16 protein-coding genes are annotated in these 17,078 nt (G+C 61.4%); 12 read left to right on the top strand and 4 right to left on the bottom strand.

The window, feature by feature from the left end; all coding sequences use genetic code 11:
- Nucleotides 1-60: 60 nt before the first annotated feature.
- The 9 genes from SynA1562_RS01690 (at nt 61) to SynA1562_RS01650 (ending at nt 8,541) form a co-directional block, all read left to right on the top strand.
- A complete protein-coding gene (locus SynA1562_RS01690) occupies nt 61-1,746 on the top strand; it encodes a phosphodiester glycosidase family protein (RefSeq protein WP_186494522.1) in 1,686 nt (561 codons plus the stop codon).
- A 34-nt stretch (nt 1,747-1,780) separates the two neighbouring features.
- On the top strand, nt 1,781-2,107 hold the full coding sequence (locus tag SynA1562_RS01685; protein WP_011363348.1) for an iron-sulfur cluster assembly accessory protein: 327 nt from the start codon (nt 1,781-1,783) through the stop codon (nt 2,105-2,107).
- Nucleotides 2,108-2,179: 72 nt separating this feature from the next.
- Nucleotides 2,180-2,554, top strand: coding sequence for a 30S ribosomal protein S12 (gene rpsL / locus SynA1562_RS01680; RefSeq protein WP_006850614.1), 375 nt, complete (start codon nt 2,180-2,182; stop codon nt 2,552-2,554).
- A 41-nt stretch (nt 2,555-2,595) separates the two neighbouring features.
- On the top strand, nt 2,596-3,066 hold the full coding sequence (gene rpsG, locus SynA1562_RS01675; RefSeq protein ID WP_006849937.1) for a 30S ribosomal protein S7: 471 nt from the start codon (nt 2,596-2,598) through the stop codon (nt 3,064-3,066).
- An 89-nt stretch (nt 3,067-3,155) separates the two neighbouring features.
- Nucleotides 3,156-5,231 (top strand): elongation factor G, encoded by a 2,076-nt coding sequence (gene fusA / locus SynA1562_RS01670; RefSeq protein WP_186494521.1) that lies wholly within the window; start codon nt 3,156-3,158, stop codon nt 5,229-5,231.
- A gap of 44 nt (nt 5,232-5,275) precedes the next feature.
- Nucleotides 5,276-6,475: an elongation factor Tu gene (gene tuf / locus SynA1562_RS01665; RefSeq protein ID WP_006851621.1), complete on the top strand. Its 1,200-nt coding sequence runs from the start codon at nt 5,276-5,278 to the stop codon at nt 6,473-6,475.
- Between the two features lie 121 nt (nt 6,476-6,596).
- A complete protein-coding gene (gene rpsJ / locus SynA1562_RS01660; RefSeq protein ID WP_011363346.1) occupies nt 6,597-6,917 on the top strand; it encodes a 30S ribosomal protein S10 in 321 nt (106 codons plus the stop codon).
- Between the two features lie 56 nt (nt 6,918-6,973).
- Nucleotides 6,974-7,609 (top strand): LON peptidase substrate-binding domain-containing protein, encoded by a 636-nt coding sequence (locus tag SynA1562_RS01655; RefSeq protein WP_114987187.1) that lies wholly within the window; start codon nt 6,974-6,976, stop codon nt 7,607-7,609.
- Nucleotides 7,609-8,541, top strand: a complete 933-nt coding sequence (locus SynA1562_RS01650; protein WP_186494520.1) for a methyltransferase domain-containing protein — start codon at nt 7,609-7,611, stop codon at nt 8,539-8,541. The genes SynA1562_RS01655 and SynA1562_RS01650 overlap by 1 nt, the downstream gene beginning before the upstream one ends.
- Before the next feature lie 3 nt (nt 8,542-8,544).
- Here SynA1562_RS01650 and pheA read toward each other — a convergent pair whose 3' ends face one another.
- The gene (gene pheA / locus SynA1562_RS01645) at nt 8,545-9,387 is read right to left on the bottom strand and encodes a prephenate dehydratase (protein ID WP_186494519.1); all 843 of its coding nucleotides are present in this window, start codon (nt 9,385-9,387) and stop codon (nt 8,545-8,547) included.
- A 52-nt stretch (nt 9,388-9,439) separates the two neighbouring features.
- On the opposite strand from pheA, the gene SynA1562_RS01640 reads away from it, so the two are divergent.
- Nucleotides 9,440-10,015 (top strand): DUF1997 domain-containing protein, encoded by a 576-nt coding sequence (locus tag SynA1562_RS01640; RefSeq protein ID WP_255445689.1) that lies wholly within the window; start codon nt 9,440-9,442, stop codon nt 10,013-10,015.
- On the opposite strand, the gene SynA1562_RS01635 is transcribed toward SynA1562_RS01640, so the two are convergent.
- The 3 genes from SynA1562_RS01635 to SynA1562_RS01625 form a co-directional block, all read right to left on the bottom strand.
- On the bottom strand, nt 9,962-10,561 hold the full coding sequence (locus SynA1562_RS01635; RefSeq protein WP_186494517.1) for a ribonuclease HII: 600 nt from the start codon (nt 10,559-10,561) through the stop codon (nt 9,962-9,964). The two genes, SynA1562_RS01640 and SynA1562_RS01635, sit on opposite strands and share 54 nt — an antisense overlap.
- Nucleotides 10,562-10,566: 5 nt before the next feature.
- Nucleotides 10,567-12,507: an Rne/Rng family ribonuclease gene (locus SynA1562_RS01630; RefSeq protein WP_186494516.1), complete on the bottom strand. Its 1,941-nt coding sequence runs from the start codon at nt 12,505-12,507 to the stop codon at nt 10,567-10,569.
- Nucleotides 12,508-12,764: 257 nt separating this feature from the next.
- Complete coding sequence (locus tag SynA1562_RS01625) at nt 12,765-15,428, bottom strand: TIGR03960 family B12-binding radical SAM protein (RefSeq protein ID WP_186494515.1); 2,664 nt, start codon at nt 15,426-15,428, stop codon at nt 12,765-12,767.
- Nucleotides 15,429-15,481: 53 nt separating this feature from the next.
- Here SynA1562_RS01625 and SynA1562_RS01620 point away from each other — a divergent pair, with 53 nt between their 5' ends.
- Together SynA1562_RS01620 and clpS are read left to right on the top strand one after the other, a co-directional pair.
- Complete coding sequence (locus SynA1562_RS01620) at nt 15,482-16,708, top strand: LL-diaminopimelate aminotransferase (RefSeq protein ID WP_186494514.1); 1,227 nt, start codon at nt 15,482-15,484, stop codon at nt 16,706-16,708.
- A gap of 47 nt (nt 16,709-16,755) precedes the next feature.
- A complete protein-coding gene (clpS, locus tag SynA1562_RS01615; RefSeq protein ID WP_186494513.1) occupies nt 16,756-17,076 on the top strand; it encodes an ATP-dependent Clp protease adapter ClpS in 321 nt (106 codons plus the stop codon).
- The last annotated feature ends 2 nt before the right edge of the window (nt 17,077-17,078 follow it).

The following is a 17,078-nucleotide window of genomic DNA, read 5'->3' as shown; positions in this document are numbered from 1 at the left end:
CTCTGCAGAAACCATCTCGAGGGACGATCCTAGGCAGGCGCCTCTCCGCCCAGGCATTTCATGCTTGCCTTTGCCCCACTTCCCCCGCCACCACCTGAGCTTCGCCCTGTGCCGAACCAGAGCGGTGAGGAGGTGCTGATCGGGCAAGAACGGAGCAAATCGGTTTGGCTCTGGAAGGGCAGCGACGCAGAACCGGAAGAACTTTGGCTGCCCTTGGAGGTTCTGGAATCCCGTCTGGGTTTCCGGCGGGTGTCCCGTCTCGATGGAGAGGCACTGGAATGGTTCGGTCGAACGGTCTCCCTCACCGCATTGGCCACCCGTTCGCTCGGTGATGAAGTCGGCCTCGAAGTGAGCGACTGGCTTGCCGCAACTGGCGTGCGCTTCAAAGTGCGGGGAAACACCTTGGAGCTTCGGCTGCCCCCTCCAACGGTGAACAACCTGCGCCGCGGCAAGGGTTCGACAGCTGATCGCCTGGTGCTTGACCTGAACGGCCCCGCCCTGGTGCAGCGGTTAAACGGCGACCTGTTGCTGGAGCTCAAGCTGTCGCGGACCCAGCAACGTCAACTCAAGGCGTGGGGACTCACCCCACAGCAGCATCGCCACGGCGGCCTTGTGCTGAAGGGACAAGCCACCAAGCTGAGGAGCCTGAGCCTGGCGTCCCCCTGGAGGGTGGTGCTGGATGGCGTGCAGATCGGCGGTCGCCGCCCAGCCCAGAGCGCACATCTGCCCCTGCGCGACCCAGCTGTGGCCGAATGGCTGAGGCGGGGCTTCGTTTTGGAGCAACGCACCATCAAGGTGGGGGTGAAACCCATTCAGGTGTTCCGTGCCGGCGGCCAGCTGAGCCGTCTCGGCATCACCCTTCAGCCCCTGGTCAAAGCCGAGCAGCAACAGGGCCTGCGTTTTCTGCCTCAGCTCTCCCAACCCGCAGGGGCACTGGTCGCAGTCAACGGAGGCTTTTTCAATCGGATCAATCAACTCCCCCTGGGGGCCGTTCGGCATCAGGGGATCTGGCTGTCCGGTCCGATCCTGAATCGCGGCGTGATCGCTTGGGGAGCCTCAGGGGATCTGCAGTTCGGCCGGCTGCGGCTGAACCAGACGCTGCGGGTGAACAACGGTCGCCGTTGGGGCCTGATGGCACTCAACAGCGGCTACGTCCAGAAGGGACTGAGCCTCTACACACCTGCATGGGGGCCCCGCTACCGGGCCCTGAGCGGAGAAGAGGAAGCTCTGTTAATTCGAGGTGGGCGCGTCGAGACAACCTTCGACCAGCGCAGCCTGCAAAGCGGAATCGCCATTCCCGAAAACGCAGCGCTGGTCGTCGCCCGCGGGCGCACGCCACTGCCGGCTCGACCTGGTGATCAAATCCAGGTGACAGAGCGATCCAGCTCTCCCCTGGCCCAACAGCCCAATGTTCTGGGGGGCGGTCCCCTCCTGATGCAGAACGGCCGCGTGGTGCTGAATGGACGTCAGGAGGGATTCAGCCCTGGCTTCATGAGCTTGGCGGCACCAAGAACAGTTGTGGCTCAGGGAGCGAGCGGTCAGTGGCTGATGACCTTGCGCGGGGCCGCCGGCAGTGATCCCACCCTTGTGGAAACAGCTCTGGCTGCCCAGCAACTGGGCCTGCGCGATGCCTTGAACATGGATGGCGGCAGTTCCACCACCCTTGTGGTGGCCGGACGAACCGTGATGAACGGCCGAAGCAGCTCCCCGAGAGTCCACAACGGCCTGGGTCTCATCCCCCTCTGAGACCTGCAACAGTGGGGGCCCTGAGGAACTGAGCATGGCTGCCAATCTGCGGCTGACCGCCGCCGCTGCTGCTGAGCTGGGGCGACAGGCGGCCGTGGCGGGAACACCGGGGCAGATGCATCTCGATCTCACTCCCGGGGAGTGCGCACAACACGTGCTGCGCATCCGGGCAGGACATCTGGCAGGCGTCGCGATCGCAAGAGCCGATGGCGTGACCCTGCACGCCCCGGCGGAACAGCTCAAATTGCTTGAAGGTCTTTGCCTGGACTACCGGGGCGACCTGAGTGGCGGTGGTTTTCTGATCCGCAACAGCGATGGTGTTGAACCCTGTGCCTGCGGCAGTGCATTCAGCCGCATTTGAGGGGGGACCGTCACCCGGTATCGTGGTCGATTGTCGAATCAGGTCGGGAGTCCGACCGCTCACCGACCATCGATGCCAACCATCCAACAGCTGATCCGCACTGAGCGCTCACGCCTCAAGGCCAAGACCAAATCCCCAGCCCTGAAGTCGTGCCCTGAGCGTCGCGGTGTTTGCACCCGCGTTTACACCTCGACGCCCAAAAAGCCCAACTCGGCTCTGCGCAAGGTGGCTCGTGTGCGCCTGACCTCCGGCTTTGAGGTCACGGCTTACATCGGCGGTGTCGGTCACAACCTGCAGGAGCACTCGGTGGTGTTGATCCGCGGCGGTCGCGTCAAAGACCTCCCAGGTGTCCGCTACCACATCATCCGCGGAACCCTGGATACCGCTGGCGTGAAAGACCGGCGTCAGTCCCGCTCCAAGTACGGCGCCAAGGCTCCGAAGGAGTGATCACCGGTTTCTTACCCATCCCCATCAAGTTCTGATCCCTAATGTCACGCCGCAACGCCGCTGAGAAGCGCCCGATTCTTCCCGACCCGCAGTTCAACAGCCGTCTCGCCACGATGATGGTGGTACGCCTGATGCAGCACGGCAAGAAGTCGACAGCGCAACGGATCCTGTCCGACGCGTTCGGCCTGATCAACGAGCGCACCGGCGGAGATCCGCTCGAACTGTTCGAGACAGCCGTCAAGAACGCCACCCCTCTGGTGGAAGTGCGCGCCCGCCGTGTCGGTGGTGCTACTTACCAGGTGCCCATGGAAGTCCGCCAGGAGCGCGGCACCGCCATGGCCCTGCGCTGGCTGGTGAGCTTCTCCCGCGCCCGCAACGGCCGGAGCATGGCCCAGAAGCTGGCTGGCGAACTGATGGATGCCGCCAACGAAGCTGGCAACGCCGTTCGCAAGCGCGAAGAAACCCACAAGATGGCCGAAGCCAACAAGGCTTTCGCCCACTACCGCTACTGAGCCTCGCGGGCCAGTCATCAACACAGATGTTCATGGCTGGCCTGTAGAGTCTCTCCGCCTTTTCACGCCCCACCCCCGGAGAATTTCCTGTGGCCCGCGACTTCCCCCTGGAACGCGTCAGAAATATTGGTATCGCTGCTCACATCGATGCCGGCAAAACCACCACGACAGAACGGATCCTGTTCTATTCCGGTGTGGTGCACAAAATCGGCGAGGTGCATGACGGCGCCGCCGTGACCGACTGGATGGCCCAGGAACGGGAGCGTGGCATCACGATCACCGCCGCTGCCATTTCGACGTCCTGGCAGGACCATCGGATCAACATCATCGACACGCCTGGCCACGTGGACTTCACCATTGAGGTGGAGCGCTCCATGCGCGTGCTGGATGGCGTGATTGCCGTCTTCTGTGCTGTTGGTGGCGTTCAGCCCCAATCCGAGACCGTCTGGCGTCAGGCCGATCGCTATTCCGTTCCCCGGATGGTGTTCGTGAACAAGATGGACCGCACCGGTGCGGACTTCCTCAAGGTTCACGGCCAGATCAAGGATCGCCTCAAAGCCAACGCTGTTCCGATCCAGCTTCCAATCGGTGCCGAAGGTGAGCTCAGCGGCATCATCGATCTCGTCGCCAACAAGGCGTACATCTATAAGAACGACCTCGGCACCGACATCGAAGAAGCCGACGTGCCGGCCGACATGGCCGACGAGGTCGCCGAGTGGCGGAACACCTTGATGGAAACCGTCGCCGAAACCGATGAGGCGCTGATCGAGAAATTCCTCGAAAACGGCGAACTCAGCGTTGAAGAGCTCAAGAAAGGCATCCGTGAGGGCGTGCTCAAGCACGGTCTGGTGCCCATGCTCTGCGGCTCCGCCTTCAAGAACAAAGGTGTGCAGCTGGTGCTCGACGCTGTGATCGACTACCTGCCTGCTCCCGTCGACGTTCCCCCCATCCAGGGTGTGCTTCCCGACGGCAGTGAAGCGGTGCGTCCGTCCGACGACAGCGCCCCCTTCAGTGCCCTCGCCTTCAAGGTGATGGCCGATCCCTACGGCAAGCTCACCTTCGTGCGGATGTACTCCGGCATCCTCGAGAAGGGCAGCTACGTGCTCAACTCCACCAAAGGTGAGAAGGAACGCATCTCCCGCCTGGTGGTGCTTAAAGCTGATGACCGAGAGGAAGTTGACGCGCTGCGTGCCGGCGACCTCGGTGCGGTGCTCGGACTGAAGAACACCACCACGGGTGACACCCTCTGCACCCAGGACGATCCGATCGTTCTCGAGACCCTGTTCATCCCCGAACCGGTGATCTCCGTGGCTGTTGAGCCGAAGACCAAGGGCGACATGGAGAAGCTCTCCAAGGCCCTGGTTGCTCTGGCTGAAGAGGACCCCACCTTCCGCGTCAACACCGATTCTGAGACCGGCCAGACCGTGATCGCCGGCATGGGCGAACTCCACCTGGAAATCCTGGTGGACCGCATGCTGCGTGAGTTCAAGGTGGAAGCCAACATCGGCGCACCTCAGGTGTCCTACCGCGAAACCATCCGTGGTTCTGCAGGTGGCGAGGGCAAGTTCTCCCGTCAGACCGGCGGTAAAGGCCAGTACGGCCACGTTGTCATCGAGATGGAACCGGGTGAGCCCGGCTCCGGCTTCGAATTCGTCAACAAGATCGTGGGCGGTGTCGTTCCGAAGGAATACATCAAGCCCGCCGAGCAGGGCATGAAGGAGACCTGCGAATCCGGTGTGATCGCAGGATACCCCCTCATCGATGTGAGATGCACCTTGGTGCATGGCTCATATCACGACGTCGACTCCTCGGAGATGGCGTTCAAGATCGCCGGATCCATGGCCTTCAAGGACGGCGTCAAGAAGTGCAACCCTGTGCTGCTTGAGCCGATGATGAAGGTCGAGGTCGAAGCTCCCGAGGACTTCCTCGGTTCGATCATCGGCGACCTGTCCTCCCGTCGAGGCCAGGTTGAGGGCCAGTCCGTCGAAGACGGCACGTCCAAAATCTCGGCCAAGGTGCCCCTTGCCGAGATGTTCGGTTACGCCACCGAGCTCCGCTCCATGACCCAGGGCCGGGGCATTTTCTCGATGGAATTCGACAACTACGCCGAAGTTCCTCGCAATGTGGCCGAGGCCATCATTTCCAAGAATCAGGGCAATTCCTGATCTCTAAACTCCTCCAAATCCAACCCTCGATTCTTTAAACACCCATGGCACGCGAGAAGTTCGAAAGGAACAAGCCCCACGTCAACATCGGCACCATCGGCCACGTTGACCACGGCAAGACCACCCTTACCGCTGCGATCACCAACGTGCTCGCCAAGAAGGGTCAGGCTGAAGTTCAGAACTACGCCGACATCGACGGCGCCCCTGAAGAGCGTGAGCGCGGCATCACCATCAACACCGCTCACGTTGAGTACGAGACCGAGACCCGTCACTACGCCCACGTGGACTGCCCTGGCCACGCGGACTATGTGAAGAACATGATCACCGGTGCCGCTCAGATGGACGGCGCCATCCTGGTGTGTGCCGCCACCGACGGCCCGATGGCCCAGACCAAGGAGCACATCCTGCTGGCCAAGCAGGTGGGCGTTCCCGCTCTGGTGGTTGCACTGAACAAGTGCGACATGGTCGATGACGAAGAGATCATCGAACTGGTGGAGATGGAGATCCGCGAACTGCTCTCCAGCTACGACTTCCCCGGTGACGACATCCCCGTGGTTCAGGTCTCCGGCCTGAAGGCCATCGAGGGCGAGGCTGAGTGGGAAGCCAAGATCGAGGAACTGATGGCGGCTGTTGACTCCAGCATTCCTGAGCCTGAGCGGGAAGTGGACAAGCCCTTCCTGATGGCTGTGGAAGACGTCTTCTCCATCACCGGTCGCGGCACCGTGGCCACAGGCCGTATCGAGCGTGGCATCGTCAAGGTCGGCGAAGAAATCGAAATCGTCGGCATCAAGGACACCCGCAAGACCACCGTCACCGGTGTGGAAATGTTCCGCAAGCTCCTCGATGAGGGCATGGCTGGCGACAACGTTGGTCTGCTGCTGCGCGGCATCCAAAAGGAAGACATCGAGCGCGGCATGGTGCTCGTGAAGCCCGGTTCCATCACCCCTCACACCAAATTCGAGGGTCAGGTGTATGTGCTCAAGAAGGAAGAAGGCGGCCGCCATACTCCCTTCTTCGCTGGCTATCGCCCGCAGTTCTACATCCGTACAACGGACGTGACCGGCCAAATCACTGCCTTCACCGCGGAAGACGGTTCCAACGTGGAAATGGTGATGCCTGGTGACAACATCCAGATGACCGGTGAGCTGATCTGCCCCGTCGCCATCGAGCAAGGCATGCGCTTCGCCATCCGCGAAGGCGGCCGCACCATCGGTGCTGGCGTGGTCTCCAAGATCATCGAGTGATCAGCGCAAGCTGAACCACACGTCAGGAGATGGAGGGGCTCAGCCCCCCATCTCCTACATTTCTCAGAACCTCGACAACTGAAGTCCTGCTTCGACCTCGAAGCTTTTTCGCTCCCTTCCTATGTCCACTGCCATCGCTCAGCAGAAGATCCGCATCCGCCTGAAGGCGTTCGACCGCCGCATGCTCGATCTCTCTTGCGAGAAAATCATTGAAACGGCCGATAACACCGCTGCAACCGCGATCGGTCCAATCCCCCTGCCCACGAAACGCAAGATCTACTGCGTTCTGCGCTCTCCCCACGTGGACAAGGACTCCCGCGAGCACTTCGAGACCCGCACCCACCGTCGGATCATCGACATCTACAGCCCCTCGGCCAAAACCATCGATGCGCTGATGAAGCTTGATCTCCCCAGTGGTGTGGACATCGAAGTGAAGCTCTGATCCGTTCGATCAGAACTTCATTTTCCTAGGATTCAGTTGCCTACAACACGGCGTTCGTGTCCGATTTTTCTGTGAGGGAGCTTCCCCTGTTCCCCCTGCCGGACGTCGTGTTGTTCCCGCAGCAGCTCCTGCCGCTGCACATTTTTGAATCGCGTTATCGGATGCTTCTCCAGACGGTTCTGGAGACCGACAAACGATTCGGCATCGTTCGCATCAACCCCGAGAACGGCGAAATGGCCGAAATCGGTTGCTGCGCTGAGGTGCTTCAGCACCAAACAACCGAAGACGGTCGCAGCTACATCGTTTCGCTGGGCCAACAGCGGTTCCGGCTGCTCAACATCACGCGGGAAACGCCCTACCGAACAGGGATGGTGAGCTGGCTGGAGGATGAGCCCGTGGCCGACACCGACCAGCTCAACAGCCTGCGGGACAAGGTGAGCGAAGCCTTGAGCGACGTCGTTCAGCTGACCAGCAAACTGCAGAACCGAGAGGTGGAACTGCCTGACGATCTGCCTGATCTACCGCGGGAACTCTCCTTCTGGATCAGCGCCCATCTGGATCAGGCTGCTTCGGAGCAACAGAGTCTTCTGGAACTAACCGACACCCACGAACGGTTGAGTCAGCAATTTGAAATGTTGGACCACACCCGACGCCAACTGGCGGCCCGCACTGTGTTGATGGATCTGAAGTGATGTTGGGATCTCTGTTAGTGGTAGCCGGCGCCGTTGGAGCAACCGGAGTTGCGCTGTGGCTTCGCCGCGACCGGCGCTACGAATCATCGGAGAGTGTCGCCTCCGCCTACGACGCCTGGACGGAAGACCGCTTGCTGGAGCAGCTCTGGGGAGAGCATGTCCATCTCGGCCATTACGGGACCCCGCCCGGCTCCTGCGACTTCCGCGAAGCCAAGGAAGCCTTCGTCCACGAGCTGGTGCGATGGAGCGGTCTGGACCAACTCCCCGCCGGCAGCCGGGTGCTGGATGTGGGATGCGGCATCGGTGGCAGTGCCCGAATCCTGGCGCGGGATTACGGATTGAACGTTCTCGGCATCAGCATCAGCCCTGCTCAGGTAGAACGAGCCACACAACTCACCCCATCAGGCCTGAACTGCCGCTTCCAGGTAATGGACGCCTTGGATCTTCAACTGCCCGATCAGAGCTTTGATGCGGTCTGGAGTGTGGAGGCCGGTCCCCACATGCCGGACAAACAGCGTTATGCCGATGAGCTGCTGCGGGTGATGCGCCCTGGAGGGCTGCTTGCAGTGGCCGACTGGAACCGCCGGGATCCATCTGACGGCGGCATGACGCGAACCGAACGCTGGGTGATGCGTCAGCTGCTCAACCAATGGGCCCACCCTGAATTCGCCAGCATCAAGGGGTTCCGCCAGAACCTCGACAACAGCGTGCACAACCGTGGCGAGATCGTCACCGGTGACTGGACCCAGGCCACGCTCCCCTCATGGATTGACTCGATCATCGAGGGCGTCCGCCGTCCCTGGGCCGTGCTCAGCCTGGGGCCGAAAGCTGTCCTGCAAGGCCTGAGAGAAACGCCGACGTTGCTGCTGATGCACTGGGCCTTCGCCACCGGGCTGATGCAGTTCGGCGTCTTCCGAATCAGAAAAGACTGATCTTCAAGAGCCACTCAAATCGCTGCTGGGGTAAGCACCGAAATGGGCGAGATGCTCACACAGAGGCTGCAACTGGGCGATCAGCTCCGCCAGAGCCGTTGAGGGCACCGGCGGAAGATCCACATCCACAAAAAAGACGTATTCCCCCAGCTCCCGTTTGGACGGTCGTGATTCAATCCGACTCATGTTCAGGCCCCGCTCAGCCAAACAGGCCAGTGCCTCAAGCAGGGCCCCCGGCGCATTGCGATGCAGCGAGAACGCCAGACTGGCCACATCGCCATGCTCAGTGCGCTGCCCACGACGCAACAGCAGAAAACGGGTGCGGTTGCCCGCAACATCATTAACGGGGAAGGCCAGCTGATCCAACCCGTGTTCATGGGCAGCGGTCTGGGAGGCGATCGCAGCACGGAAGGGACTGCCCGCCACCATGCGAGCTGCTTCAGCCGTGGATGAGGTGGGCAGTTGCAAGGCATCGGGCAGATGCTGGGCCAACCAGCCACTGCACTGGGCCAGAGCCTGCGGGTGGGACAGCACTTCGGTGACTCTGCTGAGCGGCCCACTGCCCAGCAAAGCGTGCTGAATCGGCAGTACCAAAGCTCTGCGAATACAAAGCTCGGGGTGGGACCACAGCGCATCGAGGGTCGCTGTCACCCCCCCCTCAACCGAGTTCTCAATCGGGACAACGGCTGCATCACACTCCCCCCCCGCCAGCTGTTCCACAACCGATCGAAGCCCAACGCAGGGCATCAGCTGAACATCCTCGAGAGCGTCCTGTTCGATCAGCACCCGGGCGGCCTGCTCGCCATAGGTCCCGGCTGGGCCAAGAAATGCGAGACGTGTAGGCATCGAAGCCGCACTGCATGGACTCGATAAGATCATGCCGCGTCAGGTGAAGTCCATGCCCCTGGCCTTCGAAGCCAGTCAAAAGCTTGATCTGCCTGTCAGAACCGGAGCAGAACGGCTGCCCACCTACCTGCTGGAGGAGGAGCGCGTCCTCGGGGCACTGCTGGACGCCAAACAGCTCACCCGCCTGCAGCCAGGGCGTTACCGCTACGTGGTGACCAGCCTGCAGGTCTTTCAACTCCACGTGAAACCCGTGGTGTCCCTCCAGATCCATATGGAAGGCGACACGTTGGTGATGCAGGCCCTCGACTGCGAACTGGAAGGTCTGGGAATCGTTGACGACTTCGCCCTGAACCTGGAGGCACGGCTCACCTCCACACCCGGCGGGCTTCAGGGGCATGCCCATCTATCAGTGTGCGTCAGCCAGCCATCGCTGCTCAAGCTGATCCCCAAACGGGTGTTGGAATCGACGGGCGAATCAATTCTGAGTGGCATCCTCATTGGCATCAAAGCCCGGGTTGGCCAACAACTGATCGACGACTACCGCTGCTGGTGCCGGGAAACAGAGGGACAACGCTCAACCGAGCAGACGCTTCAGGAACGTGTGCCGATGCAGGGGCGTGGGGCCTGAGGCCATCAGGCTCTGACGATGCTGTGCCGTGCCGTAGCCCGCATGGCGTTCAAGTCCATAACCAGGAAAGCGAGCCGACAAGCGGCGGATGAGTGCATCCCTGGCTTCCTTGGCCAGAACACTGGCCGCAGCAATGGCTGCTGAACGGCTATCCCCTGCGATCACTGTGCGCTGCGGGCCGTGCCACAGCCGAAGGGGAAGATTGCCATCCACCAGCACAAGCCCAGGGCTCTGGGGCAGTCGCTGCAGAGCCCGCAACATGGCGCGTTCCGTGGCAACGCGGATGCCGCAGGCATCAATTTCTCTCGCTGACGCCTGGCCCAAAGCGGACGCCACACACAGCGACTGAATCAAGGGAACCAGGGCAGCCCGACGCTTGGCCGAGAGTTTTTTGCTGTCGGTCAGGCCTGCCTTCAACAGGCATTCGGCCGCTGAGACTTCGAGCACCACAGCGGCCGCAAAAACAGGACCGAACAAGCAACCGCGACCGACTTCATCCACACCGGCCACGTCCCTCCCAAGAGGGAGGGACTCCTGCGCGGTCATCCGGCTCAGACCGTGGCGACAGCAGAAGAGCGGCGACGGCGACGGCGAGGCTCCTCAGGCTCAGCTGTTTCCACAACAGCCACAGGCTCCGGCTCAGCGGGTTCGCTGATGGGGGCCGGTTCTGGTTCGGTAATCGTCAGGTTGGTCACCGCCTCCAAGGGAGTGATCTCCACCATCAGGGGAGCCGCCTCATCCGGGGCGGATGAGGTAACCACAACGGACGTCTCAGCGGCAGGGGTCGCAGTGGGCTGACTCGCACCATTGCGTGCGCCTGAACGACCGCCCCGTCCGCCGCGACGACGGCGTCGTCCGGAACTGGCCGCCAATTGCTGACGCGCCGCCTCCAGCACCTCCTGCTCGTCCTCGCCAGGACGCACAACCCGGACCACGACGTTGTCGGATGCAGGGGGCTCCTCCAGCAACAGGGCAGGGTTCAATCCCAGCCAACCAAACAACTGCTGTTGCTCGTCCGTCATCGGGACGGCAACCAATTCAGGGTCCTGACGACGGGCGGTCGCGGGCTCCTGAGCCTCTTGGGTCGACACCTCAGGGGCAGTGGTATCGGACGTCTCGACAGGAAGGACGGCATCCTGACTGCCGCGCCCTCGACCACCGCGCCGCCGCCGGCCATTGCCACCGTTCTCTCCTGGCGCAACAACTTCGGCGCGGGCAGAGGCCGCCGAACGCACCAATCCCGTGGCCGTCGCCAGAGGTTGAAGCAGGTCTTTGCCAGGGAGAACGGCCACATGGCCCAAACCACCACAGCTGGGGCAAGCCCGACCGAACAGTTCATAGATGTTCTGCCCTTGTCGCTTGCGGGTGAGTTCCACCAGGCCCAGTTCGCTGAGCTGTGCGATCTGCGGGCGGGCTGAGTCGTCACGGACAGCTGTCGTGAAATACTCCAGCAGCTGGAGCTGATCACGACGGGAATCCATATCGATGAAGTCGATGATGATTACCCCACCGATGTTGCGCAGCTTGAGCTGGCGAGCGATTTCGATCGCCGCCTCACAGTTGGTCCACAGCACGGTTTCGCGCGCATTGGCCGACCGTGTGAACGAGCCCGAGTTCACATCGATCACCGTGAGCGCTTCGGTGGGCTCGATGATCACGTAGCCACCGGACGGCAGATCAACCCGTGGCTTCAGCGCATCGCGGATGGCGGCATTGACCTTGTAATGCTCCAGCAACTCGCTGGGTTCACTGTGGGCTTCCACCAGCACATTGCTGGCATCAGCACCGAGGAAACTGCTCACACGGCTCACAGCGGCGGCATCGTCCACCACAACCCGAGCCAGATCCGGGCCCATGTGGTCCCGCAGAATCCGATGGATGAAGTCTTCGTCGCGGTTGAGCAGCACCGGCGGTGCAGCCGTTTCAGCGGCTTGCTGAATCGCCTCCCACTGGCGCAGCAAGGATTCCAGATCCTCAATCAATAGTTCTTCGCTGATGCCGTCGGCTTCCGTACGGATCAGCAGGCCAGCACCAGGCGGCTTGATCAGAACACCCAGGGCACGCAGTCGGTTCCGTTCTGCATCGGAACTGATGCGCCGGGAGATATTGACTCCCTGGCCATGGGGCTGAAGCACCAGGTAGCGACCTGGAAGAGCCAGATTTCCCGTCAACCGTGGGCCTTTGGTGCCGGTCGGTTCTTTCATCACCTGAACCAGAACCTTCTGGCGAGGCTCCAGAAGTTCAGTGATCCCAGCCGAACCTTTCTTCAGACGCAGCGGCCCAAGATCGGTGACATGAATGAACCCGTTTTTCTCACTCTCACCGATATTGACGAAGGCAGCATCAATACCTGGCAGAACATTTTCTACCGTTCCTAAATAGACATCTCCGATCTGATAACGACCCTGCGCGACGATCAGTTCATCAACGCGTTCATCGGTCAGCACTGCTGCGATGCGCAGCTGCTCCGCGATGACAATTTGCTGGGGCATAAGAGAACTTGTTGAGCCCGATTGAGGGCCAAATCCGTTGAGGAACCTGCCGGTTCTCCCTCACGGGTTGATGGAAAGATCTGAGCTGGTCAGCAAGACCAAAAGGTTGCGGAGCAGAAACTCCTATGAATCAGGCTTGGGGGTTCCAAAAAAGACCGCCGTTCAAGCCGTTATGTGGACCTCGATATCCGTGTTGGATCAGACAAGACCGGAACAAGGTTGGCCTCGACGGACGAAACACCTGTTCTGTAGCCAAATTAGCACTGCGCATCGAGGAGCAGGGCTTCTCGGGCCAAGCGTTGCACCTGCAAGGGCTGGCCAACGGTCTCGGCAAGCCAGTGCTGAATCTGAGCAGGGCGCAAGCTCCGGCCCATCTCATCAACCGCTGCTTCCAAGCGAAGCCGAATGGATCCATCGGGGTTCTGATCCGTCACATGCAGCGCCTTCAACGCGGGGCGGCAATCCCGCTCCCGGGGGCGGCCCTTCTTATCGTTGTCATGCCACACCAAGCTTGTGGCCTGCAGGAGCTGATCCACCGCCGCATGCCAATCCAATGGCATCGAGGCCTGCGCCTCCGGCACGAGATCAAAACACCAAACAGCGCCCTTCAGTTCTTGCGAGAGGCTTTTGCCGCTGACGGGAACCTCAGCTGCTAACAGCAGCTGAATGCCCTCCGGCAACAACGGCTGGAGCGTCTTGCAGAAGTGATTGGGATCCAGGGCCTCAGTGAATTCAAGGTCCATCCACTCGCTCTGGGCCTCAGCGCCGAGGGGCAGGGCCAAGGCGATCTGAATCCGCGGCAGGGGATGAAAGCCGCCAGTGAAGCTGATCGGAAGAGCACTGCGACGCAGGGCCCGCTCGAGCATGCGCATCAGATCAAGATGGCTGAGCAGCGCCATCGATCCCGTTTTGGCGAATTGCACCCGGATCCGGCAGACCCGTTCACTGGGCGGCGCCTGGGTCGGCAACTGGGTTGGCACCTCAGGAGCGGGAACCACCACGTTGTGGCCGAGGTCCGGGCCACAGACCCCACAACTGCTGCAACCATCAAAGGAGCAGTCGGGCACAACCGCCGCTGCCAGAGCCCGTTGCAGATCGTCCGCCAGCCAGGCCTTTTCGATGCCGGTGTCGATGTGATCCCAGGGAAGCGGCTGAGCACAGAACGCTTCCAGATCTTCCCGATCCAGCGCAGCCACAGCACTCCAGCCACCCACCTCCATCTCCCGGTAACGACCCTCAAGGCCAGCATCCGCAATGGCTCCGGTCCAGGCGGCGTAGGTGCGATCCAGCGACTCGAACCAGGCATCCATGCCGGCACCGGCCCGCCAGGCAGCCTCGATCACCGGGGCAAGGCGCCGATCGCTGCGGCCCACAAAATCCTCCATGGCCGACAGCCGCACATCGGTGAAATTCACCTTTACGCCGCGCAAACGCCGGAAGGCCTCCTTGAGCAGGGCCTGGCGGCGCTCAAACTCGGCCGTGGAGACGCTGTGCCACTGAAAAGGGGTGTGGGGCTTGGGCGTGAAATTGCTGATCGTGATGTTCAGGTTCAGCCGACCAAGGTCACGGCAGCGCTGCTGCAGCATCACGCAGGTCTCGGCAATGCCGAGAACATCGGCATCCGTCTCACCAGGGAGGCCGATCATGAAGTACAGCTTCACCTTGCGGTAGCCGTTCTGCATGGCCGTGCGGATGCCATGCAGCAGGTCGTCATCGGTAAGGCCTTTGTTGACGATGTCGCGGAGTCGCTGTGTTCCGGCCTCGGGCGCGAAGGTGAGACCCGCTTTCCGCGTACCGCCAAGGATGTGAGCAATGTCTTCATCGAAGCGATCCACCCGCTGACTGGGCAGTTGAAGGGTGACGTTCTGATCGGCAAGGCGGTTGCGCAACTCAACCCCCACCGCCGGGAGTGCCAGGTAGTCGCTGCAGCTCAGGGAGAGCAGCGAGAAATCGCTGTAACCGGTTTGTTTCATGCCGGTCTCCACCGCTTCGATCACCGCTTCGGGTTCCACATCCCGAGCCGGACGCGTCAACATCCCGGGCTGGCAGAAGCGACAACCACGAGTGCAGCCGCGGCGAATCTCCACCGTGAGACGGTCATGGACTGTTTCCACATGGGGCACAAGGCCCATGGCGTAGTGGGGCATCGGCGTTGCCACACGCCGAAGAACCCGCGCCGGGACATCAGAATGAAGCGGCTCAAGCGTGACCCCATCGGCGCCCGTTGAATAAAGAGAAGGCACATAAACGCCAGGGACCTGCGCCAGATCGCGGAGCAGTTGCGATCGGGTCAATCCATCCGCTTTGGCCTGCGCCACCACCAGACCGATTTCGGGCAACAGCTCCTCACCGTCACCCAGGGCGATGAAGTCGAAGAACGGGGCATAGGGCTCTGGATTGCTGGTGGCCGTAGGACCGCCAGCAAAAATCAGAGGAGGTGCTGCAGGATCATTCAGCGGCAGATCGCCACGATCAGCGGCGCGGATGGGCACCTGCGCGAGGTCCAACATCTCAAGGATGTTGGTGGCGCCCAGTTCGTAGCTGAGGCTGAAGCCCAGGATGTCGAAGGCCGGCAAGGGCCGACGGCTTTCCACGGCAAACAACGCCTTAGAGCGCTCCCGCAAGCGGCCCGCCAGATCGGCCGCTGGCAGATAGGCGCGATCACACAACTGCCCGGGAACGGCATTGAGGATCGAATAAAGAATGATGTGGCCGAGGTTGCTGGAGCCGACCTCATAAATCTCGGGGTAGGTGAGCGCCCAGCAGACGGTCGCTGTCTGCCAGTCCCGTGGTTCAACCCCCAACTCATGCCCCATGTAGCGCGCTGGTTTGTTGATGCCGCTGTCCACCAGGGCATGAAAATCAACCGGGTGATCCAGGGATGAGACGACCACGTCGGATGTCCTGACTCCTGTGGTCATCGTATGGAGCTGCCGACACGGCAGGATGCCCCGCAGAAATAGCTCCCGATTCCGTGGTTCAGGTCAACGGCAATTACCTCAAACTCAAGGCGGGCTACCTGTTCCCTGAGATCGGTCGGCGCGTCAAAGCGTTCAGCAGCGCCAATCCCGACGCAGCGCTGATCCGTCTGGGCATCGGTGATGTCACGGAGCCCCTGCCGCTGGCCTGCCGTGAAGCCATGAAAACCGCCATCGATGCGATGGGCACCTCCGAAGGCTTCCATGGCTACGGCCCCGAACAGGGCTATGGCTGGCTACGGGAGGCCATCGCCAAAAACGACTTCCAGGCCCGAGGCTGCGACATCAGTGCCGAGGAAATTTTTGTTTCCGACGGCTCCAAGTGCGACAGCAGCAACATCCTCGACATTCTCGGCGAGGGCAACAAAGTGGCCGTCACGGACCCTGTCTATCCGGTGTACGTGGACAGCAACGTGATGGCGGGTCGCACCGGCGAAGCCGGGGAGATCGGTCGCTATGCGGGACTGACCTACCTGCCGATCAGCGCGGACAACGGCTTTGCAGCGCAGATTCCCCGTGAACCGGTCGATCTGATCTACCTCTGCTTCCCCAACAACCCCACCGGTGCCGTCGCCACCCGGGAACAACTTCAAGCCTGGGTGAACTACGCCCGCGCCAATGGCGCACTGATCCTCTTCGATGCTGCCTATGAGGCCTTCATCCAGGATCCGGAACTCCCCCACTCCATCTTCGAGATCGAGGGGGCCCGGGACTGTGCCATCGAATTCCGTTCCTTCTCGAAAAACGCCGGCTTCACCGGCACCCGCTGTGCCTTCACCGTGGTGCCCAAGGGACTGAAAGGCAAAGCAGCCAACGGCGAAGCCGTGGAACTCTGGGGGCTGTGGAACCGACGTCAGAGCACCAAGTTCAACGGTGTGAGCTACATCATTCAGCGCGGAGCTGAGGCGGTTTACTCCGAAGCAGGTCAGGCCGAAGTGAAGGCACTGGTGAGCTTCTACATGGAGAACGCCGCGATCATTCGCCGCGAACTCACTGCTGCAGGCCTCACCGTTTATGGCGGCGAACACGCCCCCTACGTCTGGATCAAGACCCCTGAGGGCATGGACTCTTGGGGCTTCTTCGACCATCTGCTCAACAAGGCCAACGTGGTGGGCACACCCGGCAGCGGCTTTGGCGCCGCGGGCGAGGGGTATTTCCGCTTGTCCGCCTTCAACAGCCGCGCCAATGTGGATGAGGCCATGGCTCGCATCAAAGCCCTGTGAGCCGCTCCCTCTCCCTATTCCCTTTAGATTTAAAAGTATTCGGATCAATGGTCATGGCGGTGGAGTCTCCCAGCCAAAAACCAGGTGGTGCAGCTGTTCTGGACAAAGCACCAGAGAGGGTTCGCAAGCGGTCACCCCGCTACAAGGTGCTGCTGCACAACGATCCGGTGAATTCCATGGAATACGTGGTGGCCACCCTGCAGCAAGTTGTGCCGCAACTCAGCGAGCAGGACTGCATGGCGGTGATGCTGGAGGCCCACAACACAGGCGTGGGCTTGGTGATCGTGTGTGACATCGAGCCGGCTGAGTTCTATTGCGAGACGCTGAAATCCAAAGGCCTGACAAGCTCAATCGAGCCTGAAAACTAGAG

It is taken from the genome of Synechococcus sp. A15-62 (assembly GCF_014280075.1).
Lineage (GTDB): Bacteria > Cyanobacteriota > Cyanobacteriia > PCC-6307 > Cyanobiaceae > Parasynechococcus.
Note: the sequence above shows the minus strand (reverse complement) of the source record. Positions and strands in the feature narration are given on the sequence as shown.

What these genes read in the sequence shown, in the direction of transcription:
- SynA1562_RS01690 (WP_186494522.1), top strand. Translation starts at nt 61, where the DNA reads ATGCTTGCCTTTGCCCCACTTCCCCCGCCACCACCTGAGCTTCGCCCT.
- SynA1562_RS01685 (WP_011363348.1), top strand. Translation starts at nt 1,781, where the DNA reads ATGGCTGCCAATCTGCGGCTGACCGCCGCCGCTGCTGCTGAGCTGGGG.
- rpsL (WP_006850614.1), top strand. Translation starts at nt 2,180, where the DNA reads ATGCCAACCATCCAACAGCTGATCCGCACTGAGCGCTCACGCCTCAAG.
- rpsG (WP_006849937.1), top strand. Translation starts at nt 2,596, where the DNA reads ATGTCACGCCGCAACGCCGCTGAGAAGCGCCCGATTCTTCCCGACCCG.
- tuf (WP_006851621.1), top strand. Translation starts at nt 5,276, where the DNA reads ATGGCACGCGAGAAGTTCGAAAGGAACAAGCCCCACGTCAACATCGGC.
- rpsJ (WP_011363346.1), top strand. Translation starts at nt 6,597, where the DNA reads ATGTCCACTGCCATCGCTCAGCAGAAGATCCGCATCCGCCTGAAGGCG.
- SynA1562_RS01650 (WP_186494520.1), top strand. Translation starts at nt 7,609, where the DNA reads ATGTTGGGATCTCTGTTAGTGGTAGCCGGCGCCGTTGGAGCAACCGGA.
- pheA (WP_186494519.1), bottom strand. Translation starts at nt 9,387, where the DNA reads ATGCCTACACGTCTCGCATTTCTTGGCCCAGCCGGGACCTATGGCGAG.
- SynA1562_RS01640 (WP_255445689.1), top strand. Translation starts at nt 9,440, where the DNA reads ATGCCCCTGGCCTTCGAAGCCAGTCAAAAGCTTGATCTGCCTGTCAGA.
- SynA1562_RS01635 (WP_186494517.1), bottom strand. Translation starts at nt 10,561, where the DNA reads ATGACCGCGCAGGAGTCCCTCCCTCTTGGGAGGGACGTGGCCGGTGTG.
- SynA1562_RS01630 (WP_186494516.1), bottom strand. Translation starts at nt 12,507, where the DNA reads ATGCCCCAGCAAATTGTCATCGCGGAGCAGCTGCGCATCGCAGCAGTG.
- SynA1562_RS01625 (WP_186494515.1), bottom strand. Translation starts at nt 15,428, where the DNA reads ATGACCACAGGAGTCAGGACATCCGACGTGGTCGTCTCATCCCTGGAT.
- clpS (WP_186494513.1), top strand. Translation starts at nt 16,756, where the DNA reads ATGGTCATGGCGGTGGAGTCTCCCAGCCAAAAACCAGGTGGTGCAGCT.